Source organism: Lichenicola sp. GTC18331 (genome assembly GCF_055386855.1).
The window spans coordinates 1,180,247-1,205,452 of the sequence record NZ_AP045015.1; the positions used below are offsets into that span (position 1 = coordinate 1,180,247).

At 66.9% G+C, this 25,206-nt stretch carries 21 protein-coding genes and 1 tRNA gene; 14 read left to right on the forward strand and 8 right to left on the reverse strand.

Going from position 1 to position 25,206, the window contains the following annotated elements; genetic code table 11:
• The first annotated feature begins 105 nt into the window (after nucleotides 1–105).
• From rlmN to ACZ5BM_RS05545, 9 genes are all read left to right on the forward strand, one after another.
• On the forward strand, nucleotides 106–1,293 hold the full coding sequence (rlmN, locus tag ACZ5BM_RS05505) for a 23S rRNA (adenine(2503)-C(2))-methyltransferase RlmN (protein WP_498910414.1): 1,188 nt from the start codon (nucleotides 106–108) through the stop codon (nucleotides 1,291–1,293).
• A gap of 541 nt (nucleotides 1,294–1,834) precedes the next feature.
• On the forward strand, nucleotides 1,835–3,574 hold the full coding sequence (locus tag ACZ5BM_RS05510) for a Hint domain-containing protein (RefSeq protein ID WP_498910415.1): 1,740 nt from the start codon (nucleotides 1,835–1,837) through the stop codon (nucleotides 3,572–3,574).
• 53 nt (nucleotides 3,575–3,627) lie between these two features.
• Complete coding sequence (locus ACZ5BM_RS05515; RefSeq protein ID WP_498910417.1) at nucleotides 3,628–4,182, forward strand: helix-turn-helix domain-containing protein; 555 nt, start codon at nucleotides 3,628–3,630, stop codon at nucleotides 4,180–4,182.
• Between the two features lie 85 nt (nucleotides 4,183–4,267).
• Nucleotides 4,268–5,749, forward strand: a complete 1,482-nt coding sequence (locus ACZ5BM_RS05520) for a mannitol dehydrogenase family protein (protein WP_498910419.1) — start codon at nucleotides 4,268–4,270, stop codon at nucleotides 5,747–5,749.
• Nucleotides 5,750–5,868: 119 nt separating this feature from the next.
• Nucleotides 5,869–6,027, forward strand: a complete 159-nt coding sequence (locus tag ACZ5BM_RS05525) for a hypothetical protein (RefSeq protein ID WP_498910420.1) — start codon at nucleotides 5,869–5,871, stop codon at nucleotides 6,025–6,027.
• An 84-nt stretch (nucleotides 6,028–6,111) separates the two neighbouring features.
• Nucleotides 6,112–7,341, forward strand: coding sequence for an argininosuccinate synthase (locus ACZ5BM_RS05530; protein WP_498910422.1), 1,230 nt, complete (start codon nucleotides 6,112–6,114; stop codon nucleotides 7,339–7,341).
• A gap of 74 nt (nucleotides 7,342–7,415) precedes the next feature.
• Nucleotides 7,416–8,738, forward strand: coding sequence for a type II toxin-antitoxin system HipA family toxin (locus ACZ5BM_RS05535; RefSeq protein ID WP_498910423.1), 1,323 nt, complete (start codon nucleotides 7,416–7,418; stop codon nucleotides 8,736–8,738).
• Nucleotides 8,726–8,998 carry a helix-turn-helix transcriptional regulator gene (locus tag ACZ5BM_RS05540; protein WP_498910425.1) on the forward strand — a complete coding sequence of 91 codons (273 nt, stop codon included), beginning with the start codon at nucleotides 8,726–8,728 and terminating at the stop codon, nucleotides 8,996–8,998. Before ACZ5BM_RS05535 ends, ACZ5BM_RS05540 begins: the two co-directional genes overlap by 13 nt.
• An 84-nt stretch (nucleotides 8,999–9,082) precedes the next feature.
• A complete protein-coding gene (locus ACZ5BM_RS05545) occupies nucleotides 9,083–10,282 on the forward strand; it encodes an acyl-CoA dehydrogenase (protein ID WP_498910427.1) in 1,200 nt (399 codons plus the stop codon).
• A 10-nt stretch (nucleotides 10,283–10,292) separates the two neighbouring features.
• On the opposite strand, the gene ACZ5BM_RS05550 is transcribed toward ACZ5BM_RS05545, so the two are convergent.
• Entirely contained in the window at nucleotides 10,293–13,397 is a 3,105-nt protein-coding gene (locus ACZ5BM_RS05550) for a PAS domain-containing protein (protein WP_498910430.1), read from the reverse strand.
• Between the two features lie 81 nt (nucleotides 13,398–13,478).
• On the opposite strand from ACZ5BM_RS05550, the gene ACZ5BM_RS05555 reads away from it, so the two are divergent.
• Complete coding sequence (locus ACZ5BM_RS05555; RefSeq protein WP_498910432.1) at nucleotides 13,479–14,789, forward strand: DUF2254 domain-containing protein; 1,311 nt, start codon at nucleotides 13,479–13,481, stop codon at nucleotides 14,787–14,789.
• Between the two features lie 125 nt (nucleotides 14,790–14,914).
• Here ACZ5BM_RS05555 and guaA read toward each other — a convergent pair whose 3' ends face one another.
• Nucleotides 14,915–16,486: a glutamine-hydrolyzing GMP synthase gene (gene guaA / locus ACZ5BM_RS05560; protein WP_498910434.1), complete on the reverse strand. Its 1,572-nt coding sequence runs from the start codon at nucleotides 16,484–16,486 to the stop codon at nucleotides 14,915–14,917.
• A gap of 87 nt (nucleotides 16,487–16,573) precedes the next feature.
• Here guaA and ACZ5BM_RS05565 point away from each other — a divergent pair, with 87 nt between their 5' ends.
• The 4 genes from ACZ5BM_RS05565 (at nucleotide 16,574) to ACZ5BM_RS05580 (ending at nucleotide 18,186) form a co-directional block, all read left to right on the forward strand.
• A complete protein-coding gene (locus ACZ5BM_RS05565) occupies nucleotides 16,574–17,014 on the forward strand; it encodes a hypothetical protein (RefSeq protein WP_498910436.1) in 441 nt (146 codons plus the stop codon).
• 55 nt (nucleotides 17,015–17,069) lie between these two features.
• Nucleotides 17,070–17,146 (forward strand) — tRNA-Arg (locus ACZ5BM_RS05570).
• Between the two features lie 162 nt (nucleotides 17,147–17,308).
• Nucleotides 17,309–17,776: a GAF domain-containing protein gene (locus ACZ5BM_RS05575; protein ID WP_498910438.1), complete on the forward strand. Its 468-nt coding sequence runs from the start codon at nucleotides 17,309–17,311 to the stop codon at nucleotides 17,774–17,776.
• Nucleotides 17,773–18,186, forward strand: a complete 414-nt coding sequence (locus tag ACZ5BM_RS05580; RefSeq protein ID WP_498910440.1) for an NUDIX hydrolase — start codon at nucleotides 17,773–17,775, stop codon at nucleotides 18,184–18,186. Before ACZ5BM_RS05575 ends, ACZ5BM_RS05580 begins: the two co-directional genes overlap by 4 nt.
• Nucleotides 18,187–18,301: 115 nt before the next feature.
• On the opposite strand, the gene ACZ5BM_RS05585 is transcribed toward ACZ5BM_RS05580, so the two are convergent.
• The 6 genes from ACZ5BM_RS05585 to ACZ5BM_RS05610 form a co-directional block, all read right to left on the reverse strand.
• The gene (locus ACZ5BM_RS05585) at nucleotides 18,302–19,804 is read right to left on the reverse strand and encodes an FAD-dependent oxidoreductase (protein ID WP_498910442.1); all 1,503 of its coding nucleotides are present in this window, start codon (nucleotides 19,802–19,804) and stop codon (nucleotides 18,302–18,304) included.
• 85 nt (nucleotides 19,805–19,889) lie between these two features.
• Nucleotides 19,890–20,756 (reverse strand): flagellar motor stator protein MotA, encoded by an 867-nt coding sequence (gene motA, locus ACZ5BM_RS05590; RefSeq protein WP_498910444.1) that lies wholly within the window; start codon nucleotides 20,754–20,756, stop codon nucleotides 19,890–19,892.
• A gap of 3 nt (nucleotides 20,757–20,759) precedes the next feature.
• Nucleotides 20,760–21,908, reverse strand: coding sequence for a flagellar motor protein MotB (locus ACZ5BM_RS05595; protein ID WP_498910446.1), 1,149 nt, complete (start codon nucleotides 21,906–21,908; stop codon nucleotides 20,760–20,762).
• A gap of 57 nt (nucleotides 21,909–21,965) precedes the next feature.
• Complete coding sequence (locus tag ACZ5BM_RS05600) at nucleotides 21,966–23,483, reverse strand: ArnT family glycosyltransferase (protein WP_498910447.1); 1,518 nt, start codon at nucleotides 23,481–23,483, stop codon at nucleotides 21,966–21,968.
• Complete coding sequence (locus ACZ5BM_RS05605) at nucleotides 23,438–24,595, reverse strand: glycosyltransferase (protein ID WP_498910448.1); 1,158 nt, start codon at nucleotides 24,593–24,595, stop codon at nucleotides 23,438–23,440. Before ACZ5BM_RS05605 ends, ACZ5BM_RS05600 begins: the two co-directional genes overlap by 46 nt.
• A complete protein-coding gene (locus tag ACZ5BM_RS05610; protein ID WP_498910450.1) occupies nucleotides 24,595–25,074 on the reverse strand; it encodes an Lrp/AsnC family transcriptional regulator in 480 nt (159 codons plus the stop codon). The genes ACZ5BM_RS05605 and ACZ5BM_RS05610 overlap by 1 nt, the downstream gene beginning before the upstream one ends.
• Between the last annotated feature and the right edge of the window lie 132 nt (nucleotides 25,075–25,206).

The following is a 25,206-nucleotide window of genomic DNA, read 5'->3' on the forward strand; positions in this document are numbered from 1 at the left end:
TCGTGACGCAGGTCTGGCTACAAAACGCTTAACGTGGGGCCATTTGCGGAGTTTATTCCGCCGCTCGTTTGTTCCCTGCCGAATTGTATCCGGACGTTGCCCAGCATGACCCCCGCCAGCACCCACGACTCGCACGACCTGTCCGACGCCGAGCGGGATCGCATCCTGGCCAAGGCGGCCTTGTTCGCGCCGCCGCCGCCCGTTCTGGCCGATGGCCGGCGCGAGATCGTCGGCCTGTCGCGGGAAGAGCTGGCCGAGGCGCTGGTGGCGGTGGGCGAGAAGCCCTTCCGCGCCAAGCAGGTCTGGCACTGGGTCTATCACCAGGGCGTCACCGATTTCGCGCAGATGAGCAGCATCGCCAAGCCGCTCCAGGCCAAGCTCGCCGAACGCTTCGTGATCGGCCGCCCGGAAGCCGCCGTGGTGCAGACCGCGGAGGACGAAACCCGCAAATTCCTGTTCCGCTTCCGCGACGGGCAGGAGGCCGAGACGGTCTACATCCCCGACCGTCGCGAGGATCGCGGCGCCGTCTGCATCTCCAGCCAGATCGGCTGCACCTTGTCCTGCCGCTTCTGCCACACCGGCACGCAGAAGCTCGCCCGCAATCTGGGTGCCGCCGAGATCGTCGGCCAGTTCATGGCCGCGCGCGACAGCTACAACGAATGGCCCAGCCCGCACGGCGAGACGCCGCGGCTCCTGTCGACCATCGTGCTGATGGGCATGGGCGAGCCGCTCTACAACTACGAGAACGTCGCCAAGGCGATGCGCATCGTCATGGATGGCGAAGGCATCGCCCTGTCCCGCCGACGCATCACCCTGTCCACCTCCGGCGTGGTGCCGATGATGGATCGCTGCGGCGAGGAGTTGGCGGTGAATCTCGCCGTCAGCCTGCATGCCGTGCGCGACGATCTGCGCGACGTGCTGGTGCCGCTGAACCGCAAATACCCGATCAAGGAGCTGCTCGCCGCCTGCCGCCGCTACCCGGCGGCGTCGAACGCGCGTCGCATCACCTTCGAATACGTGATGCTGCGCGACGTGAACGACAGCGAGGCCGATGCGCGCGAGCTGGTGCGCCTGATCGCCGGCATCCCGGCCAAGGTGAACCTGATTCCGTTCAACCCGTGGCCGGGCAGCGACTACCAGACCTCGACCCGCGAGCAGCTCGCCCGGTTCGCCCGCATCGTCGAGGATGCCGGCTTCGCCTCGCCGATCCGCACCCCGCGCGGCCAGGACATTCTCGCTGCGTGCGGGCAGCTGCGCACCGAAAGCCGGCGCGACCGCACCGCCGCGGCATAGCCCGCCCGGAGACCGGCTCCTGCCCGTCCTTCGGGCCCTCCGCTCCCGCGTTTCCCATCAACGGCCCGGCAGCACGCGATCGACCGGTCGCGTGCTGCCGGGCCGTTTCGTTTCTTTGCAGCATCGACAGACCAGACGCGCTGCGAACGACAGCCAACGTCAGTATACGATCGCTTTTATACAGGATGCATGGCGAGGTTCGCGCCTGCTGCCCGACCAGCGTCCATCCGGACTATACGGTAGGCGTGCGATTAGATTTTTATAAATTCTTAGACTTTCTCTTCTTTATTGTATTCATCATACCGTTGCTTGCAAGCATCGTTAATTTTCCGTCAAAGATTATTCCTCATGTCTATTATGGTTGATCGGAATTCCGACGCAGGTTACGGATTACTTGTTACGAAAAAAGCAACAACGCCGCTTCCGCCAGAACTGTTCTGCCCGATACGGCGAGATACCCGCTCTTCGTCTTGGCCACCCGTTCGGGAGCGCATCTCCGCGCGCCCTGCCGGGCTTCTTCAAATATTGAAGGACCATTTATATGGCAAAAGCACTCGTCAGTATCAGCAACGGCGTCGCGACGGTCTACAGCAGCGGCGATCTCAGCGCTCTGGTCGGCGTCTCCGGTCTCAGCCAGATCATCATCACCAAGAACGCCAACACGCCGGCCGGCGACAATGTGGTCGTGGACCTGTCGAACTCGATCGCGGGCCTGAGCCTGGCCTCGTCGATCGTGATCCAGAACGGCGCGACGGCCAAGATCGGCGGCGGCATTCTGAGCGGCGGCGTGGCCAGCACCGTCACCGTCAACGGCGGCATCGCCGACCTTCAGGGCAGCGTGCTCGGCGCGACCTCGCTGAACGCCATCAATGTCGGTCCGCAAGGCGGCGAGATCAAAGTCGAACAGACCGGGCTCAGCTTCGGCGTTCTGAATCTGCCGGTACAATTCGTGGATGCCAAGGGCAACATCACCACGACTGTTCCCAAGAACTTCACGATGGATTTCCCGAATTCTTCGGATATCCCGGCCAGCTACAACGTCGCCACCAATACGACGACCATCGGCGACGGCGTCAGCCTTCTAGGGATTGTGGGCGTCGGCCGCACCATCACGCTCTCCGGCGATGTCTTCAACTTGAAAGCTACCGGAACGCCACACGGCGGCTTCGGGTTTTTCCCCCCGACCAGCTACTCGCACGACTTCACGAATGCGAACGGGAACAGCGACGGCAGCGGCGGCATCATCACCTGCTTCCTTGCCGGCAGCATGATCCGCACCCCGTCGGGTGACGTGGCCGTGGAAGATCTCCGCATGGGCGACGAGATCGTGGCGTTCGTGGATGGCCGCGAAACCACGCGCAGCTTGATCTGGGCCGGACGCGCCCGGTCCATCGTGCGTGCGGACCTGCCGGGCGACGAGAGCGGCGCTCCCGTGCGGATCCTCGCCGGCGCGCTGGCCGACGGCATCCCGTCGAAGGACATGCTGGTCACGCCGGAGCATTGCCTGCTGCTGAACGGCCGCTTCGTGCCCGCCCGCATGCTGGTGAACGGCCGCTCGGTGTTCTACGACGCCAGCTTCGCGTCGTTCGAGTATTTCCACATCGAGACCGACGATCACTCCGTCATCATGGCCGACGGCGTGCTCACCGAGAGCTATCTCGACACCGGCAACCGCAACACCTTCCGCCAGTCCGGCACCGTGGTCTCGTTCCAGCCGTCGCGCGGTCTGAGCTGGGCCGATGCCGCCGCCCCGCTCGAGGTGTCGCGCAACTTCGTGGAACCGCTCTATCGTGCCGTCGAGACGCGCGCCGACTGGAACGGGCTGCCGCCGGCCCAGGGCGCGGCCCTGACCGACGATGCCGACCTGCGTCTCGTCACCGGAACGGGCGTCGTCCTGCGCCGGGCGCGCGAACAGGACGGCCGGGTGACGTTCATGATCCCGGCGGGCGCCGAGACCGTCCGCATCGTGTCCAACGCCAGCCGTCCCTGCGACGTCGTCGGGTCGTTCTGCGACGATCGCCGCACCCTGGGCGTGGCCGTCGGGGCGATCTCCGTGTTCGAGGGCAATCGCGATCGCCGGATCACCGCGCATCTGGACGACGCGACTCTGCAGGGCTGGCACGCCGTCGAAGGCGACGCGCGCTGGACGTCCGGCGACGCCGTGCTGCCGCTCGGCGAGCGCCTTCCGGACGGGATCGCCCTGCTGACGATCGAGATCAAGGCTGCCGGGCCGTATCTCGCGGCTCGCCCGGGCGAGGAAGCGCACGCGCTTCGCGCCTGAAAACCCGATCCCGGCGGCCTCGTGCCGCCGGGATGCCTGCCCCGGACACGACTATGCCGTTTCTGAAACTGCTGGAACTCGGACAGATCTGGACCCCCGCCGTCCCCGGCACGCCATCCCGTCGGATCACCGGGCGCTCGGGCGCCGTGGTCCGCTTCCGGTCCGAACCCGCCGATGCGGACGACACCGAACACGGCGTTCCCCAATCCTCTTTTCGGCGCTGGATACGCGAACACGCGGCCACGCCGGCCGGCACGGAAGCGTCCGGCCGCTCCCCCGCCATCGAGCTCGCCAAGAAGATCACCACCCTGCGCAAGGCATCCAGGCTCACGCAGGGCGACCTGGCGCAGAAGCTCGGTCTCAGCCGCTCGGCCGTGGCCGCGATGGAAACCGGCCGGCTCAGCAGCGCCCACAACACCCTGCCCCGTCTCGCGGAGGTCTTCGGCGTGCCGGTCTCGCTGTTCCTGGACGGGATGGCCGAGCAGCGGGTCGAACGCAGCCTGACCGCCGACGAAAGCGCCCTGCTCGACCTCTACCGCGCGCTTTCGCCCGAGGACAAAATCGGCGCGCAAAAATACATCGAACGTCGTACGCCGGCCGCGGTCTGATCTCGACAAACAGGGGGCAAGAGGACGAGTGTCGCCTCGTGGGTGCAGGGCAAAGCCCTGCGCAAAAAACCCACGGGAGCCTCCAATGATCGAACTGAGCCGCGCCACCCTGCCCTCTTTGCCTGATGGCGTCCGACGCCCCGGCTACGACCCGGCATCCTTGTCGCCCGGCATCGTGCATCTGGGCCTGGGCGGTTTCCACCGCGCGCATCTGGCCCGCTACACCGATCTGCTGATCGCCAAACGCCCGGACCATGCCGGCTGGGCCATCGCCGGCGCCGTGCTGCTGCCGGGCGACAAGAAGATGCTGGACGCGCTCGCCCCGCAGGACGGGCTCTACACGCTGGTGGAACGCAGCGCGGTCGAGGAGACCGTGTCGGTGGTCGGTTCCATCGTCCAGGTGCTCTGGACCGCCGAGGACAGCGAGGCCCTGCTCGCCCTGATCGACGATCCCTCGGTGAAGATCGTCAGCCTCACTGTCACCGAGCACGGCTACTGCCTCAACCGCGCCACCAAGCGCATCGATCTCGAACACAAGCAGATCGTCGCCGACCTCGCCGCGCCGGAACGGCCGCATTCGGCTCCGGGCATCATCGTCGAAGCCTATCGACGCCGCATGGCGGCCGGAAAGCCGGCCTTCACCGCGCTGTCCTGCGACAACATCCAGCACAACGGCAACGTGCTGCGCGACTGCGTGCTCACCCTGGCCCGGTTGCGCGATCCGGCCCTAGCCGAATGGATCGACACCAACGCCGTCTTCCCCAACACCATGGTCGACCGCATCACCCCGGTCACGCGCCAGCCCGATATCGACCATCTGCGCGACCAGTACGGACTGGCCGATCGCTGGCCGGTGGTGTGCGAGGATTTCCTGCAATGGGTGGTCGAGGACCGCTTCGTCCAGGGCCGCCCGGCCTGGGAAGAGGTCGGCGCCCAGTTCGTCGAGGACGTCACCCCCTACGAGTTCATGAAGTTGCGCCTGTTGAACGGCTCGCATCTGGCCGTGGCCGGCCTCGGCCGTCTCGCCGGCCACGAGGACACGACCATCGACGAGGCCCTCGCCGCGCCGCACATGGCCGAATACATGATGGCGCTGATGGACCGCGAAACCGGCCCCACGCTGATGCCGGTGCCCGGGATCGACGTCGCCGCCTACAAGCGCAAGCTGGTCGAGCGGTTCAGCAACCCCGGCATCCGCGACACGGTGGAGCGCGTGAACACCGATGCGCCGCTCAACGTGCTGGTCGACCCGATCCGCGACGTGCTCGCCAGCGGCGGCGACATCGAACTTCTGGCCCTGGCCCTCGCCGCCTGGATCCGGCGCATGCGCGGCGAGGACGAGCAGGGCAACGCCATCGCCATCCGCCATCCGCTCGCGGAGCTGATCCGCACCAAGGCGATCGAAGGCGGCAGCGATCCGCGTCCCGTACTCGGCATCACCGCCCTGTTCGGCGATCTTGGCGGCAACGCGATCCTGGCCGAGACGACCGGGCGCTGGCTGGCCTCGCTCTACGAGCACGGTGCGGCGAAGACGCTGGCGGATGCGGCGGAAAAGCTGAAGTTTTGACTGGAATGCGGGGCGCTGCCCCGCAGGCCCCGGAAAGGGGCGGAGCCCCTTTCATCCCCAGGGGTTGAAGGGAACCCCGGTCGTCCCCGGGCCTTTCGAACAACAAAGGGAGGAAGGTCATGGCGGACAAGACGACGGGGAATGTGCCGGTGAAGGATACCGATCCGGGCGGCACCAAGGGCGCACCGCATAAGGGCCAGGCCCAACGGCCCGAGGTAGAAAGCGGCGACCGCAACGAGATGGGCAAGGAGCCGGAAAAAGGTCCCGGCAAAGGCTGAACCGCGACAGCGCCTTCTCAGAACGGCACGCCCGATGCTACGGCTCCTCGCGTAATCGAACACGCGCGCGAGGAGCAGGGCCGCATGACAGCCAAATCGGTGAAGAAGGTCGTTCTGGCCTATTCCGGCGGCCTGGATACCAGCGTCATCCTGAAATGGCTGCAGACCACCTATGGCTGCGAGGTCGTCACCTTCACCGCCGATCTCGGCCAGGGCGAGGAACTCGAACCCGCGCGCCGCAAGGCCGAGATGTTCGGCGTGAAGGAGATCTTCGTCGACGACCTACGCGACACTTTCGTGCGCGACTTCGTGTTCCCCATGTTCCGCGCCAATACCCTCTACGAAGGCCAGTATCTGCTCGGCACGTCCATCGCGCGTCCGCTGATCGCCCAGCGCCAGATCGAGATCGCCGAACAGGTCGGCGCCGATGCGGTCGCCCACGGCGCCACCGGCAAGGGCAACGACCAAGTCCGCTTCGAACTCAGCTACTACGCTCTGAAGCCGGACGTTAAGGTGATCGCCCCCTGGCGCGAATGGAACCTCACCTCGCGCACCAAGCTGCTGCAGTTCGCGGAAGAGAATCAGATCCCCATCGCCAAGGACAAGCGCGGCGAAGCGCCGTTCTCGGTCGACGCGAACCTTCTGCACTCCTCCTCCGAGGGCAAGATCCTCGAGGACCCCGCCGTGGCGCCGGACGAGATCGTGTTCCAGCGCACCATCAGCCCGGAGCAGGCCCCGGACGTCGCCACCGAGATCACCATCGACTTCCATCACGGCGACCCGGTGGCGATCAACGGCGAGAGCCTCGGCCCGGCAGCCCTGCTCGCCAAGCTGAACCAGCTCGGCCATGCCAACGGCATCGGCCGTCTCGATCTGGTCGAGAACCGCTTCGTCGGCATGAAGTCGCGCGGCGTCTACGAGACGCCCGGCGGCACCATCCTGCTCGCCGCCCACCGCAACATGGAGACCATCACGCTCGACCGCGAGGCAGGCCACCTCAAGGACAGTCTGATGCCGCGCTATGCCGAGCTGATCTATAACGGCTTCTGGTTCAGCCCCGAGCGACGCATGCTCCAGGCGCTGATCGACACCTCGCAGGCGAGCGTCACCGGCCGGGTCCGCTTGAAGCTCTACAAGGGCAACGTGATCGTGGTCGGTCGCGAGAGCCCGAACAGCCTCTACGACACCCGCGTCGTCACCTTCGAGGACGATCAGGGCGCCTATGATCAGGTCGACGCCCAGGGCTTCATCAAGCTGAACGCACTGCGCCTGCGTCTCGGCGCCGCCGTCGGCCGCCGCGGCGGCACGCTTTAAGCCACTTACGACGTTCATGACATAGGAATGTCGCCAATGGCGACATTCCTATGTCGTAGGTGGTATAGAAGCACATGGAACAACTTCATGTGCAGCTTTTCGATCACGGGCTCTGGCATGATGCCCTGACGGTCCGACTGGACGAGCCCGCACGCGGCCATCGTGGCCAAACCGTTTCCGATTACGCCATCACATATCCATACGATGTCGATGCGACAGTCGATGAGACCGTCATCGACCAGCGTGCAGTCTCCGTGCATATGCCGCTTACGCTCGGGTTGATGCGTCGCCCGGGATGGCCGGCCTTCCTGCTCGACATGATGCCCCAGGGCACGGCCCGCGCCGGGTTGGTACGGCGACTTGGCATCGGCGCGGACGGCGAAGCCGCCGATCTGGCCGTCCTGCTACGGACGGGCGGCCAGCCTATTGGCAATCTACGTATTCGCGAAGCGGTGGAACAGGATGGCTGGCTCGCCGATCCCGCCATGCCGCTCGATCCCAGCCTGACGATTGCCCAGATCGAAGCGCATGCAAGCGATTTTGCGGAGGTTCTGGCCGGCTATGCGGCGGCGGCGGCAGGTTCCAGCGGTGTGCAGGGCGTATGGCCGAAATTGCTGCTGACCCGTTCCAATCGAGATGACCGCTTCTGGCCGGACTCGATCCTGCCAGACGAGCACGCGGCGGCCCATTTCATCGCCAAGACCAGCGCGTCCAATGCCAGCGAAACGCAGAAGCTGATCCTGCGGAGTGAGCCCGGCTATCTGGAAGTCGCGCGTGTCTGCGGCTTGCGTTGCGGCGCACCCATTCGCTGGGTCGACGGCACACTGCTTATCCCGCGCTTCGATCGCGCCGTCGCGGATGGCAGCGTGCATCGACACGGTCAGGAAAGCCTGGTCTCCGCGCTCGGTATCGGCACGTTCGGTCACATGGAGAAGCACGAGACCTATCTGTCGCTGTTGAAACGCGTCTGTACCGAACCAGAACAGGAAGTCGTGGAATACGTCCTGCGCGACCTGCTGGGTGCGGCGATGGGCGATCCCGACAATCATGGCCGCAACACGGCCTTGCAGAAGAAGAACGACACGGTGCGGCTGACACCCCTGTTCGACTTCGCACCCATGCGTCTCGACGAAGCGATGATCGTTCCTTCGACGCGCTGGGTGTTCGGGAGCATTCCCCACCGGCCGGCCGATCTTCTGCATATCTGCGAGCAAAGCGCCGAAGGCACCGCTCTGCAGCCCGGCGATGTCCTGCGGGCCATGAAAGGAATGGTCCCTGCCCTGAAACGGCTTCCGGTGCTGGCACGGGATCACGGTGTTCCCGAATTGGTGGTCGCGCGGGCCATCAATGGCGAAGTCCTCGCCCGGTTGATCGAGGCAACGCCATGCCCAGACTGACGGCCGAACAGGTCCAGGCACAACGCGACGCGCTGGATGCGCGTTTGCGAAGCGGCAGCCTGGATGTCGCAACCGCAATCCGCTCCATGCGCGGCATCATGCAACTGTCGCAGACAGAATTCGGCCGGCGTTTCGGCCTCAGCCAGCGCCAGATCAGCGCACTCGAAACCGGCGTAGCAAATCCGACGGCGGAGTTGCTGGATCGCGTTGGCCGCGCATTCGGCATGCGGGTCGGATTCGTACGGCGTTCTGCCGACTGAATTCGGCACGCGCGGGAACGTGCGCGGCGATGGGCTGGTGGACAACCTCGCGGCCGACGCAAGCTCGCTGAAAAGAGGACCGTCATGGACTCGAGATCGAAACGCAGCGCCGCCTTCCAATGGAATGACCCGCTCCTCCTGGACGAGCAACTCACGGACGAAGAGCGTGCGATCCGGGACACGGCCCATGCCTTCGCACAGGAGACGCTGCTCCCGCGCGTGGTGGACGCCTACGCCAACGAAACCGTCGATAAGGGGATCTTCCGCGAGATGGGCGCGCTCGGCCTGCTCGGCGCGACCCTGCCGGAACGCTTCGGCGGTGCCGATGCCTCCCATGTCGCCTATGGCCTTGTCGCCTGCGAGATCGAGCGGGTGGATTCCGGCTACCGCTCGATGATGAGCGTGCAGTCCTCGCTGGTAATGTATCCGATCTTCGCTTACGGCACCGATGAACAGCGTGAGGAATGCCTACCGAGACTGGCCTCCGGCGAATGGATCGGCTGCTTCGGCCTGACCGAGCCCGATGCGGGCTCCGATCCGAACGGCATGACCACGCGCGCCCGGCAGGTCCCCGGCGGCTATCGTCTCGACGGCGCGAAGACGTGGATCTCCAATGCGCCGATCGCCGACCTGTTCGTGGTCTGGGCGAAATCCGACGCGCATGACGGCGCGATCCGCGGCTTCCTGCTCCGGCGCGGCATGGATGGCCTGTCCACGCCCAGGATCGACGGAAAACTGTCTCTCCGCACCTCCGTCACCGGCGAGATCGTCCTGAACGGCGTCACGGTCGGCGAAGACGCGCTCCTTCCCAGCGCGTCGGGCCTGAAGGGGCCGTTCGGTTGCCTCAACCGGGCCCGATACGGCATCAGCTGGGGCGCGATGGGCGCTGCGGAGGATTGCTGGCACAGGGCGCGGCAGTACACGCTGGACCGCACGCAGTTCGGCCGCCCCCTGGCGCAAACCCAGCTCGTGCAGAAGAAGCTGGCCGACATGCAGACCGAGATCGCTCTCGGCCTCCAGGCCGCCCTTCGGGTCGGGCGCCTGTTCGACGAAGGTCGCGTAACGCCGGAGATGATCTCGCTGATCAAGCGCAGCAATTGCGGCCGTGCGCTGGAGATCGCCCGCACCGCCCGCGACATGCATGGCGGAAACGGCATCACCGGCGCCTATCACGTCATGCGACACGCCCAGAACCTGGAAACGGTGAACACCTACGAGGGCACGCACGACATCCATGCCCTGATCCTGGGGCGTGCGCAGACCGGGTTGCAGTCGTTCTTCTGACGCGTTCGCCTCAGGCGATGTCCTGCGCGGGGGTCGCCGCGTCCAGAACCGGACGCAGCCCGTCGCCGGCCTCCGCCACCACGCGCAGCAGGGCTTGCGACCCGTAGGGCTTCGCCAGCAGACGCGCCCCCGGCACCGTCGCCACCGCGCTCGGATCGCCGGTCGCGAACACGATCTGCGCGTCCGGACGCACCGTGCGCATCGCTTCGGCCAGTTCGAGGCCGGATGCTCCAGGCAGGTTGTTGTCCGTCACCAGAATATCGACCGGCGATGCGTGCAACGCGTTCAGCGCTTCCTCCGCGCTGCCGGCCTCGATCACGACGTAGCCGGCGTCGGCCAGCATCTCCACCGTGTTCATGCGGATCAGCGCATCGTCCTCGACCAGCAGCACGGTGATCGCATTGGCCGCCACGGGCCCGATCGGCGCCGGCACCGCGGCCGTTTCCGCCGCAAGGCCGCGCTGCTTCCGGTTGGACAGGACATGCCGGAACTTCCGTGCCAGCTGCTCGCGCGTATACGGCTTGCTCAGCAGCTCCACGCCGGCATCCAGCCGGCCGCCATGCACGATCGAGTTCTCGGTGTAGCCGGAGGTGAACAGCACGGCGAGATCCGGCAGACGCTCGCGCGCCTTGCGTGCCAGTTCCGGGCTCTTCAGCGTGCCGGGCATCACCACATCGGTGAACAGCATGTCGATCGGCACGCCGCTCTCGATCACCGCCAGCGCGCTGCCGGCATCGACCGCCTTCAGAACCCTGTAGCCCAGATCGCCCAGCATTTCGACCACGGTGTCGCGCACACCCTCGTCGTCCTCCACCACCAGAACGGTTTCGGTGCCGCCGCTGATCGGGCCGGCCTGCACGGCGACCTCCACATCCTCGTTCTGCATTGCACGAGGCAGATACAGGCGGATCGTGGTGCCGATGCCCGGCTCGGAATAGATCTTCACATGGCCGCCGGACTGCTTCACGAAGCCGTAGACCATCGACAGGCCGAGCCCCGACCCCTTGCCTTCCGGCTTGGTCGAGAAGAACGGCTCGAACACCTTGCTCATGATCTCGGGCGACATGCCCGATCCGGTATCCGTCACCGCCAGCATCACATACTGACCCGCGCTGACCTCGCTATGCGCATCGGCATAGGCGTCGTCCAGCGCCGCGTTCGACAGTTCGATGGTGAGCCGGCCCTGTCCGTCCATCGCGTCGCGCGCGTTGATCGCAAGGTTCAACAGCGCATTCTCGATCTGGGTCGGGTCGATGAAGGTGTTCCACAATCCGCCGCAGAAGATCGTCTCGATCTCGATCCCGCCGCCGATCGCCCGGCGCAGCATGTCGTCCATGCCCTGCACGAAGCGGGTGACGTTCACCACCTTCGGTTCCAGAGCCTGCCTGCGCCCGAAAGCCAGCAGCTGGCTGGCGAGCTTGGAGCCGCGCGACACGCCGGCCATGGCGTTGCCGACACGCCGCTCGGCCCGCTCGTTGCCGGCGATATCCTTGTTCAGGAGCTGGAGATTGCCGCCGATCACCTGCAGCAGATTGTTGAAGTCGTGCGCGATGCCGCCGGTCAGCTTGCCCACGGTTTCCAGCTTCTGCGCCTGCGCCAGACGTGCTTCCGCGCCGCGACGCTCGGCGATCTCCTCGATCACCCGCGCTTCCAGCGTCTCGTTCAGCTGGCGGAGCTGCTCCTCGGCCCGCTCGCGATGCAGCACCTGGCGCGCCAGATCCTCCGCATGTCCGCGCAACGCGGCCTCGGCGGCACGGCGATGAGTGATGTCGGTATGCACGCCGACCCATTCGGTGATCTCGCCATCGTCCCGCAGGATCGGCAGGCCCCGCACCGCGAAGATACGCCATTCGCCGTCGTGGCGCCGCACGCGCTGCTCGTCCACGAACGGCGCCTTGGCGGCAACGGCGGCGTTCCAGGCCAGGATGCTGTTGCCCACATCGTCGGGATGCACGGCCTTGGCCCAGCCGAAACCCTGATAGTCCTCCTCGTCCTGCCCGGTCAGCGCCGCCCAGCCGGGCTGCTCTCCCACCATCCGGCCGTCGGCGCTGTTGGTCCACAGGATGCCGTCGACGGCGCGCATGGCGGTGCGGAAACGAGCATTGCTCGCCGCGAGCTCGGTCTCGCGACGCGCACGGTCGTCGATGTCGATGCCAAGCACATACACGCCGGTGATCGCCCCATCCGGCTCGACGCGCGGAACGTAGCGGAACTCCGCGAGACGCGCCGTGCCGTCCCTGTGCGGCACCATGTCCTCGGCGATCACCGCCTCGCCGGCCAGGGCTCGATCCAGATCGAGGGCGCGTCTGGGATAGGCCTGCTCGCCCACGATCTCGCGGGCGTGACGACCGACCACGGACTCCGCCGGAACGCCGAACCATTGCTCGTAGCCGGCATTCACCAGGCGATAGACGTGGTCGCGATCGAGCAACGACACCAGCATCGGCACGGCATCGGTGACGCGCCGCAACTCCTGCTCGCTCGCCAGCAGGCTGCGTTCCGCCGCCACGCGGGCGCTGTTGTCCACCATGGTGCACAACACGCCGCCCGGATGACCGTCTGCGTTGAAGACCGGCGTGTAGAACAGGTCGAAGAACCGCGTTTCCGGCCCATCCGCGCGCCGGAACACGACCGGCTGGTCGCGGAACGCGCTCGCCTCGCCGCGCAAGGCGGCGGACAGGATCGGCTCGCGCAGACCCCACAGTTCCGGGAACGCTTCCGCCACGGGCGCCCCCAGCGCCAGGGGATGACGGTCCCCGGCCACGGCGCGATACGCGTCGTTGTAGAACAGGATGTGGTCCGGACCCCACAACACCATCTTCGCGACCGGCGAATTCACCACATTGGAGATCGTCGCCCGCATCTCCGCGGACCAGCCGGACGCTGCGCCCAGCGCCGTCCTGCTCCAATCGCGCGCGCGGATCAGCGCGCCGCACTCGCCGCCGCCCACAGGCCAGTCCGTCGCGCCCGACGCAGGCGCACCGTCGCGCAACGCCAGCAAGGCCGCCGTCACCAGGGCATCGGCATTGGCGAAGGCCCCGGATGCGAGCGATGCATCGACGAAGTCCTGCAGTTCGGCGGGCAGCGTGATGTCCCGACGGACGAATGTGGTCATGCTGGCTAGATCACGGATTCGGGAAAGGGTGTCAAACAAAACCCGAGCACCCCGACGCGACCTGAGCGTTACCCACGCGCAATGACACTCCGAACCGCGCCCGGACGGCTGCTTCGCAGCTTCATCACCCTGCCGTTGCTGATCGTCGCCGGCTTCGTCGTGCTCGCCTACGCGATCGACTGGCTCGACAACCATGCCGATGCGCGACGCAGCTGGGGGCCGCTGCGTCTCTGGCTGAGCCAGTATGTCGGCGACACGCAATCCGCCATCGGCACGTTGTCGGCCATCGCCGGCAGCCTGATCACCGTCACCTCGATCACCTTCTCCATCCTGCTGCTCGCCGTGCAGCAAGGTGCCGCCGTACTCAACGCGCAGGTGGTGGATCACTACCTCGCCCGCGCCGCCAACAGGGCGTGGCTCGGCTTCTTCGTCGGTGTTTCCGTCTTCGTGCTGATCACGCTGGTACAGACCACGCACACATCCTCGCCCGTGTTCGGCGTGATCGTGTCCGCCCTGCTCGGCGCCCTGTCGCTGCTGGCCCTGGTGGAACTGATCCGGTCGACGATCGACCAGACCAGGCCGTCCATCGTGGTCGGCAGCATCCATCTCGCCGCTCTCGCCGCGCGCGAACGCCAACTCTCCTGGCTCGCAGCGACGACCGAACCCGTTTCCCTGGAACCCGGTCTGGTGATCGCCACACGCGAAGCAGGACGGCTGCGACAGCCCGACGCGGCGGCGCTGTTCCGCCTGCTGGACACCGCGCCCGGCCTGCATCTGACTGTGACGGCCCCGATCGGCGAATTCCTGCCCTCCGGCGCGCCGATCGCCCTGCTGCACGGCGAGGCCGGGCCGGAGCTGGTGGAACGCGTCGCTGCTGTTCTTACCGTCTCGCCGCTCCGCGACGTCGGCACCGATGCCGGTGCCAGCCTCGACCATCTGGCGACGATCGGCTGGACGGTGATCTGCACCGCGAAATCGGACCCGGATGCCGGGGCGGAGGTGCTGAACGCACTGCACGATCTGCTACGCCACTGGGCGCCCGCGATCCCCAGGGCACCCGGCGTCACGGCGATCGCCTATCGCGACGTGGTGCCGGACCGGCTGCTCGACGCGCTGGAAAGCGCGATCGTCGCCGCATCGGAATCACGCCAGCACCAGAGCCTCGCCCACAGCCTCGACGCCCTCAGCGACACGCTGCCGCGCTGGTCGCCGGCGCTGCGGCACAGGATCGAGGCAATGGCGTCCCTGGTCGCGCGCACGTTGGCCGACCACAAGCCGAGCTTCATGCTGCGCTCTTCGGTGCAGCGCCTTGTCTCGGCACTCGATGCCCATGGCGCGCCCGACGCCGCGGACGCGCTCCGCGCCGCCGCTCAGTCCGCCTGGAGCGGGTGACGGCGAGGCGATGAGCGGTACAAACCGGAATCGGGAAGAGCGGTTACCGGCTCTTGAACAACAGGGAAAGACGACCGTCGGGCGGAAGACCGTTCCGCCACGACGACATCATCGCCCGGTGCGGGTCACTCCCACTCGATCGTGCCAGGCGGCTTCGACGTGATGTCGTACGTCACCCGGTTGATCCCGCGCACCTCGTTGACGATCCGCCCGGCCACACGGTTCAGGAAACCCATGTCGAACGGATACACCTCCGCCGTCATGCCGTCGGTCGAGGTGACGGCACGGAGCGCGCAAGCCTGATCGTAGGTGCGTCCATCGCCCATCACGCCCACGGTGCGCACCGGCAACAGAACCGCGAAGGCCTGCCAGATCGCGTCATAGAGACCGGCGGTGCGGATCTCCTCCAGATAGATCGTGTCCACCTTGCGCAGCAGATCGAGCTTCTCGCGGGTGATGTCACCTGGAATCCGGATCGCCAGACCCGGCCCGGGGAACGGATGCCGCCCGACGATCGCTTCGGGAATGCCCAGCTCGCGGCCGAGAACGCGCACCTCGTCCTTGAACAGCTCGCGCAACGGCTCGACCAGCTTCATACGCATGGTTTCGGGCAGGCCGCCGACATTGTGGTGGCTCTTGATGGTCACGGACGGCCCGCCGGTGTGCGACACGCTCTCGATCACGTCCGGATACAGCGTGCCCTGGGCCAGGAAATCCGCGCCGCCCAGCTTGCTCGCCTCCTCGTCGAACACCTCGACGAACAAGCGGCCGATCGTCTTGCGCTTGATCTCGGGATCGGTGACGCCTTCCAGCGCACCGATGAACAGGTCGGACGCGTCGCGATGCACCAGACGGATGTTGAAGCGGTTGCGGAACGTCCGCACCACCTCCTCCGCCTCGCCGGCCCGCATCATGCCGTGATCGACGAAGATGCAGGTGAGCTGGTCGCCAATCGCCTCGTGGATCAGCACCGCCGCCACCGAGCTGTCGACACCACCGGACAGGCCGCAGATCACGCGCCCCGTGCCGACCTGGGCCCGGATGCGCTCGATCTCCATCTGCTTGAACCCGGCCATGGTCCAGGAGCCGCCGCAACCCGCCACGTCATGGGTGAAGTTGCGCAGAAGCGCTGCGCCATGCGGGGTGTGCACCACCTCGGGATGGAACTGCACGCCATACAGGCGGCGCCCTTCATCGGCGATGATCGCGAACGGCGCGCCCTCGCTGACCGCCACGGCCTTGAAGCCGGGCGGCAGGCGCGTCACGCGGTCGCCATGGCTCATCCAGACCTGCTCGCGCGCGCCGCGCTGCCACACGCCGCGCAGAAGCGCGCTGTCCTCCAGCACATCCACATGCGCGCGCCCGAATTCGCGATGCTCGTGCGTTTCCACCGCCCCGCCCAGCTGGGCGCACATCGCCTGCTGGCCGTAGCAGATGCCCAGAACCGGCACGCCCTGCGCGAACACCGCATCGGGAATACGCGGCGCGTTGGTGTCGAGCACGCTGGCCGGCCCCCCGGACAGGATGATGCCGCGCGCACCGAACCCGGCAATCCGCTCGGCGGCGGTGCTGAACGGCCAGATCTCGCAATACACGCCGCTCTCGCGCACGCGACGGGCGATCAGCTGCGTCACCTGACTGCCGAAATCCAGGATCAGGATCCGATCTTCGTGCAGGACGGCTTCGAGCTCGCTCATGGGGTGTGGCCTTCGGATCGCGGAGAATATCCGGCCTGCTATACCGACCGTCCCGGCAAGGGGCCAGGGTCAAGGGGAAACCAAGCCATGCATCCGACCGAGAAAACGCGCGCCGCACCGATCGGCGCCGCATGGGCCGCAGCGCTGTTGCTGCCCGTCCTGGCCGCATGCGGCGGTCCGGCACCTGGAACGCTTCAGGGCGAATGGGCCGGCACGCTGCAAACGGAAAAAGGGCGTTGCCCCACCGATCGCCCATCCCGCCTCCTGGTGGACGGGAAGGACATTTCCTTCGTCCCGGGCGGCGGCGTGCTGGTGCTGCAAGGGATCCGCGCGCCGGGGAGCAAATCCCTCCATGCGCAGCTGGCGCTGACCGACGCCGACCACAAACCGCTGCCGATGGTGTTCGACGGCGCGATGGCGGCGGACGGAACCAGCATCGACGGCACCTACGGCACACCCGCCTGCCGCGCCTCCATCACCCTCCGGCGCCCCGAACACCACGCCTTCGACCGCGTGCTCGGAAAATGACGAAAGGGGGGTTGCGGACCCCGGAGCACTCCGTTAAACCCCGCTCCCACGGCAGGCACCCGTAGCTCAATTGGATAGAGCACCAGACTACGAATCTGGGGGTTAGAGGTTCGAGTCCTTTCGGGTGCGCCACCTTCTCAGGCTTGAAGAGCCGGCGGTTTGCAGATCACTGCAAAACGGTTGCGATACGCACCGTTCCGCCGGCTCTCCTGTCCCGAGCCCTTCCGCCCCTTTGCATCCAGACCGCAAATCTGCGACCTGACGGCGTTTCGCCCTCACGCCCGGATCACGCCGATGCTGAACCACGACACCGATCTCGACTCCCTGCCGGAAACCCTGGCGGCGGTTTTCGCAGGCGAGCACGATCTGATCGCCAATGCGGCCAACATGGCGGCATTGCTGTTCCAGACGCTGCCGGACGTGAACTGGGCCGGCTTCTACTTCCTGCAGGGCGACGAGCTGGTGCTCGGCCCGTTCCAGGGCAAGGTCGCCTGCGTGCGGATCCCCCTGGGACGCGGCGTGTGCGGCACCGCCGCGCAGGAACGCCGCACCATCGTCGTCGAGGACGTGCACGCCTTCCCCGGTCATATCGCCTGCGATGCGGCCTCGCGCAGCGAGATCGTCGTCCCTCTGATCCAGGATGGCCGCGTGCTCGGCGTTCTCGACATCGACAGCCCGATCCCCGGCCGATTCTCGGCCGACGACAAGATCCTCTGCGAACGAGCGGCCTTGCTGCTTTTGGACTCGCTGCGTCGCGCATGAGTGCGATTGCCGCCGTTCTGGCCGTAGTTCGGCGCGACGACCGCGTTCTGCTGGTGCGGCGTGCCAATCCGCCGGATCGCGGCCTGTGGGGTTTCCCCGGCGGCCATATCGAGCCGTTCGAACCGCTGCTGCGGGCCGCCGAACGCGAGCTGCGGGAGGAAACCGGACTCCGATCGACCGCGACCGGTGTCATCACCGCCATCGACGTGATCCGGCCGCCCGAGAACGACGCGCCGGGACGGCACTATGTTCTGGTCGCCGTCGCCTGCTCTGCACCGGACGGCGACCCGATCGCCGATACCGACGCGCTGGAGGTCGGCTGGTTCGCGATCTACGCTCTCGACGACGCCGCGCCGGAATTCAGCCTCGGCACCGCTGCCCTGGCGCGACAGGCGCCCCTCCCAGGCTAACTCCCTGCCACTGCCGGACTCTTCGCAGACCTGGCAGGACATCATCGGCAAGGACGCGCGCCTGGCCCCGAAACAGCAGCGTCGGATCGGAACGCACGCCGCGCACGGGCACCGATCAGGGCCGGGCGGGGAGTGTCAAAGTCAGCGCCGCCATCTCGGTATCGCGCCCGCAGCCGATCAGTCCCACCAGCGTCTCGCCGCGGAACTGCCGTCCGATGAACGCCATCCCATCCAGATCGCCGTCGATCTCGACGCGATCGAACCCGTCCGGATGGCCATGCACCTCGATCCGCTTGCCATGCTGCATGGTCCAGAACAACGGCGTCCGATCGAACGGATCGTCCAGGCCCAGCATCGCAGCTGCGGCCGCGCGCCCCTGCTGTTGCGCCACGCGCCAGTGCTCGATACGGACAGGAACGCCGTCCGGCCCGAACGGAAACCGGGCCGTGTCGCCAGCGGCAAAAACATTGCCGGCAACACGCATCTGCCGATCCGTATCCAGCCAGCCATCCTCCGCCAGCTCCAGATCGTCCAGGAAACCGGTCGCGGGCGATACGCCGACGCCCACCAGGACGAGACCGGCCGGCAGACGCTGCCCATCCTCCAAAACGACGGCGTTGGCCGGCGCGTCCTGGTCGTTGCCGGCGATCGACTCGACCTTGCCGACCGTGAACCGGACGCCTTTCTGCTCATGCAGCGCCCGTAGACGGCCGGCGATCTCCTCGCCCAGGATCTTCGCCATCGGCAAGCCGGACGGGATCACCACCTCGACATCGAGACCACGCGACCGCAGAGCGGACGCCGCTTCCAAGCCGATGAATCCGCCACCGACCACCACGACGCGCGGCTCGCTCTTCGCGGACTCGATGATCGCCGTCGCGTCCGCACGCGTGCGCAGCGTATGGACGCCCGCGCGATCCGCACCGGGTACGTCGAGCGGCTTGGCCACGCTGCCTGGCGCCAGCAGGATCGCATCGAAACCGAGACGTTCGCCGCTTTCCAGGTGCAGCACGTTTCCGGCTCGATCCAGCCGCGCGACACGATCCGCGATCAGCGTGATCCGCTTCCGTTCCGCCATTTCCGGTGTCAGCAGGGACGGCGCTTCGTCCGGCGTCTTCTTGCCGGCCAGCACCACCTTGCTCAACGCCGTGCGATCGAACGGCGTACCGCCTTCGCCATGGACCAGATCGATCCGCCCGGCAAAACCGAATTCGCGCAAGGACAAGGCCGCAGCGACACCCGCAGCCCCCGCACCGACGATCGCGAAACTCTTGGTCTCGCCGATGCTCTCGGGCGCTTCCGGCGACGGCAGCTTCGTCGCGCAGGCATAAACGTCGTCTCCATCCACGCGCACGAGAAACCGCTCGATCGGCTCCAGCGCCGGCGGTTCCAGCAGGCCGCCATCGCGCACGTCGAACATCGCCTTGTGCCACGGGCAGATCAGCCGGCCTTTACAAAAGGCGGCCTTTTCCATCGGCGCACCAGCATGCGGACAGGTTGCGGCGAAACCATGCACCGCGTCGCCGTCGCGCAACAGGACGATCGCCGTTCCGTCCAACTCGACCTTGAACGGCTTGCCATCGGCAAGATCCTTGAGCCGGGCCACATGCTGCATCATGATCGCTCCCTTGCCTTCGCCGCTCTGGACGACGCGACAGGTCAACGCAATCGGCGTGGCCAGGTGTCCGGCTCCCGCGCGTTTTTCAGCTGATCTGCAGGTTCTGCACCGCGGCCTCGAGTTCGCCGAAGCTCGGCATATGTTCGTTCGGCACCATCTTGCGCCCGCTCTCGATACTGACCTGCGGCGGATTGCCGTGCAGATGCGCGACGATCACCGCGCGGATCAGCTCGTAGTATTTGGATTCCTCCAGCACGACGCCGCTCAGACGGGCGGAGATCGGCGCCACCACGCCATAGGCCAGAAGCACGCCCAGGAAAGTGCCGACCAGCGCGCCGCCGATCATTTCGCCCAGCACGGCGGGCGGTTCGCTGATCTTTGACATGGTCTTGATCACGCCGAGCACGGCGGCGACGATTCCCAAGGCCGGCAGCGCGTCCGACATGCTCTGCAAGGCGTGACTCGGATGCAGCTCTTCCGCCAGCGTCTTCTTCAGCTCGCGCGCCATCAGGTCGTCGATCTGGTGCGGATCGTCCACGTTCATGCCAACCATGCGCAGATAGTCGCAGATCATGGCCGTGGCATGATGGTTGGACAGCACCTTGGGAAAGGCCGCGAACGCGCTGGAGGATTCCGGCTTCTCGATATGCGGCTCCACCGCCGTCGGCCCCTTCGAGCTCGCCAGCTTCACCAGATAGTAGAGCAGGCTCAGCATCTCCACGTAGTCGGCCTTCTTGAACGAGGGTCCTTTCAGAACCTTCTTGAAGCCGCCGATGGTGTGTTTGATGTCGTGCATCGAGTTCGCCATCAGGAACGTGCCGATGGCCGCTCCCAGGATGCTGAGCAGCTCGAACGGCATCGAGGCGATCAGCGGCCCGATCGCACCGCCCGACGCGATGAAGCTGCCGAACACGCACGCCAGCAGAAAACCCAATCCGCCCAGGGTGAACATGTCTCAGTTCCCCCCGTCCGGTTTCGCAGGGGCATCCACGGGCGCGATCGCGGCAGCCTGGGCGGCGGCCTGGGCCGCAGCCGGCGGCGGCGCCTGCATCCGGCGCAAGGTCAGCACGATGCGCCGGTTGGCATCCGCCATCGGCTGCGCCGGCAGAAGCAGGTGCCGGTCTGCATAGCCGGACACCTCGGTGATGCGGCTGTCCGACAAACCGGCCGACACCAGGACGTCGCGCGCGGCATTGGCGCGTCCCGCGGACAGGCTCCAATTCGTCACGGGCCCGGGCGGCCAGGGCGCAGCGTCGGTATAGCCGCCGATCGAGACCGGTTCGGGCAACCCGGCCAGGAACGGTGCCACCTTGCGCAAGAGCGCCACCGCACGCTCGTTCAGCGCGACGCCGCCGCGTGCGAACATCGGTTGCTGGTCGCGATCCATGATCTGGATGCGCAGACCCTCCCGCGTCACGTCGATCGCCATCTGTCCGGCCGTACCCGCAAGGCTCGGATCGGAGGCGACCGAGCGCGTCAGCGCCGCGGCCGCGTTCTGCAGGGCATGCTGCTCGCGCGCCGCCGCCTCGGGCCCGCTGCCGACCGCCGCCTTGCCCTGTTCGACGGCGCCATCCGTTTTCACGGGCGCCATCGGATCGTTGCGTGCGGTTTCCCCGCCATGCCCGTCCTGTCCGGACATGTCCGGCGACTGATCGGAATCGGTCGGCACGGGGCCGCCACCGTTCAGGATGGCGGGCGCGTCGGACGCCTTGCTGTTCTCAGGCGCCGGCACCGTGTTGCCCGGATTGCTGTCCGGCGACGAGGAGCGCGCGGGCGCACCGATGATCATCACCTTCGGCGCGCTGTTGGCTTTCGCCGCCAGATCGGTGCCGTTATCGAGCGGCGTGATACCGCCCGGCACAAGCCCGGTACCGGAATAACCATTCTCCACGTTCGCCAACGGGCTGAAATAGGCGGCGATGCCCCGGCGTTGCTGTTCCGTGGTGGCGTTCAACAGCCACATCAACAGAAAGAACGCCATCATCGCCGTCACGAAATCGGCGTAGGCGACCTTCCAGGCGCCGCCATGATGGCCCCCGGCGATGATCTCCTCTCGTTTGATGACGACGGTGCCGCCCTCGCCCTTGCCGCGCCTTTTGGCCATCCGGCTTGCCCCTCCGATCCGACGGGCGATCCTAGGCAGGGCGCACTTAACGCTTCGCTAATGCGGCGACGGCATCCGGGCGAACTCTTGTTGTTCCGCGCGCGACAAACCGAACGGCACGGAGACCGGCCAAGCCAGATAGGTTTCCGCTGTCCGGCCGCCCCGTCCCCGCGACACGGGAATCGGCGCGCCACGCAGCACCCAGAGCGATGGGTCCGGGCCGTCCTTGCGACGCGCATCGCGCAGCAGAATGCCGCTGCGTCCGGCGAGATCCGGATGGGTCAGCCCGAACAAGCGCCAGCGCGGTTCCGCCGCGATCACCTCACGGGCCGGCAGCGCATGCGCCAACTCGGCCGCCAGACCGTACTCGTCGGCCGCGACGAACCCGGGATCGAGCGCCGCCGTCTCCCGCGCCAGGACCGGCCAGCCCGCCAATCGTTGCAGCGTGATATCGACCTTGCGTGGCAGGTCGAACGGCGCGGCCGCCGCCTGGAGATACAGCGGCACGGCCAGAAACAGCCCCAGAGCCGCCGCCGGACGCCAGCCGCGCGGCGCCCATACAGCCGCCGCCAGCACAGCGGACGGATACAGCAATCCGGGCCAGTTCGCCTGCACGCGATCGCCGAACGCGTGCTGCACGAACACGCAGACCGGCAGCAGCGTCACCCAGCACAGCAGCGACCCGGCAGGATCGCCCGCACGCCCGGCCCGCATCGCCCGCACAAGCCCGAGCGCGATCAGAACGAACACGCCCGGCGTCGCCAGCCCGATCTGCCCGCCGGCCAGTTCGCTCAAGTACTGAAGCGCTCTGGCCGGATGCCAGTCTCCGGTTCGGCCACCCTGCTTGGCGAAGCTGGCCCAGCCATGCGCGGCATTCCAGTCCAGCACCGGCGCGAACACGAGAACCGCCAGCAACGCCGCGATCCACGGCCACGGCGTCCGGAGCCAGACGCGGCCGGGACGGGTCAGAACCAGCCACGCCGCCAGGCCCGCCCCCGGCAGAACCACCGTGTATTTGCTGTCCAGCGCCAGACCGATGGCGATCCCGGCCACCGGCCACCACAACGCCCGGCCGGTCGCATGCAGGCGTCCCAGCGCAAACAAGGCCGCCGTCCAGAAAAACAGAAGCGGCGTATCCGGTGTGATGGTGATGCTGCCGACGGCCAGAATCAGCGTCGCGTTCAGCAGCGTCCCGGCCACCACCGCCCGTGCCGCGCGTCCTTCCGCAGGACCGAAATCCGCCGCCGCCGACGCCAGCAGGATCGTCCCCAACGCTGCCGAAAGCGGCCCCAACAGGCGAATCCCCAGCCCGCCGTCGCCGCAGAGCCACGTCCCGAGCCGTATCCACACCGCCACCATCGGCGGATGGTCCAGGAAACCGGGCGCCAGCGCTCGCGACCACACCCAGTAATAGGTCTCGTCGGCCGACAGCGGCGCGAACCCGGCGACCACCAGGCGCAGAACCGTCAGCGCCGCCAGAAATCCCAGGAACACCGTAACGTTCGGACGCGTGGGCAACCCGCGCAGCGTCACCGCGCCCGCCAGATCAGGGTGGACGATATGGCGTAGTTCCATACCACGGCGATCGCGGCACCGGCGGCGCCGGCCGGCTGCCAGCCGTGATGGCTGTCGTACAGCGCCCGGGCGATGCCGACTCCCGCCACGTTGCCCACGGCACACACCAGCAGAAACAACGGCAGTCCGATCAACAGACGCCCGCCCCGCAGACGGCGATCGCGATAGGTCAGCGTGTTGTTCAGCCAGAAATCGGCCAGCGTCGCGACCACCGTGGCGACCAGCTGCGCTTCGTTGAAATCGAACCCGAACCAGAGTCCGCCGTCCAGCACCAGCAGGTTCACCGCCACGCCGGCCAGCCCGACCAGCGCGAAACTCAGGAACCGGAGCGGCAGCAGACCGCGACAGAACTTGTCCAGCAGCATGGCCGCGAACTGCACCAGCACCAGCGCGTCGAGCTTGCTTTCGCCCTGCACGCGCGGCCGGAACCGGGCCGGCAGTTCCAGGACTCGCGGCACTTCGCCGGTCGCGCGCGGCGCGGACAGGATGAGATCGAGCAGGATCTTGAAGCCGTGCCCGCTCAGATACGGCGCAGCACGCTCGAAAAACGACCGCTCGCACAGAAAGAACCCGCTCATCGGGTCGCGCAAAGGCGGAAACCCGGGTCGTTTCGGCAACACGGCCTGGGCCATGCGGATGCCGCCTTCCGACAAGCGATGCCGCCATGCAGAGGACAGCCCGGCCGCATCGCCGCCCTCGGCATGGCGTGACGCCACGGCGATATCGCAGCGCCCGGAGCGCACCGCTTCCAGCAGCACCGGGATCTGCGTTTCGTCATGCTGCAGATCGCCGTCGATCACCGCCACCATCTCTGCGGACGACGAGAGAATCCCCTCGATCACCGCAGAGGCGAGACCACGCCGACCGATCCGGCGCAGACCCCGTACACGACGATCGGCCTGCGACACGGCGCGGATCTCGTCCGAGGTGCCGTCCGGGCTGTTGTCGTCGACGAAGATCGCTTCCCAGCGCAGACCCGCCAGCGCCGCATCAAGCGCCGCCACCATCGGCCGAATATTAGGCCGCTCGCGAAAGCACGGAATCACGACGCTGATCTCAAGCGCAGAGGCGCTGGACAGATCGAACGCGGTCACGCCGACACGATCATCCATCAGATCGGCACGCCGGCGAGATCGCGGCTGGTGCGGATGGTCTGCAGGGTCTGCAGGCGGCTCACATTCGCCATCTCGGTCAGGCGCCGGGTGAGTTGGTTCTCATGCGCGGTATCGCGCGCCACCAAACGAAGCAGGAAATCACCGCCGCCCCGGATCATGTGGCATTCGCGCACTTCCGGCCATTCGGCCACCACGGTCTCGAACTGTGTCAGCACCGCTTCCTTCTGACTGTCCAGACCGACCAGCGCGAAGAACACGATGCTCCAGCCGAGCAGATGCGGATCGCTGTCGCCGTAATAGCCGCGCAGAACGCCCAGCTCCTCCAGACGGCGCACACGCCGCAGGCAGGGCGGCGCGGAGATGCCGGCGCGCCGCGCCAGCTCCACATTGGTCATCCGGCCGTCGCGCTGAAGTTCGGCGACGATCCGGCGATCGATCGCATCCAGTTCGGCTGGCATCTTGTCGGCGGTCTGCATCGGTGCCCTATGTATGGCACCGCCGACGCGGCGAAAAGCCCGGCGGGGACAGTCGCGATCGTTCCTGCGCGGAAACGGGTTTGTCTTGATCATGGGACATGACAACGGGTCTTTGGGGCCAACTTGCTTGCA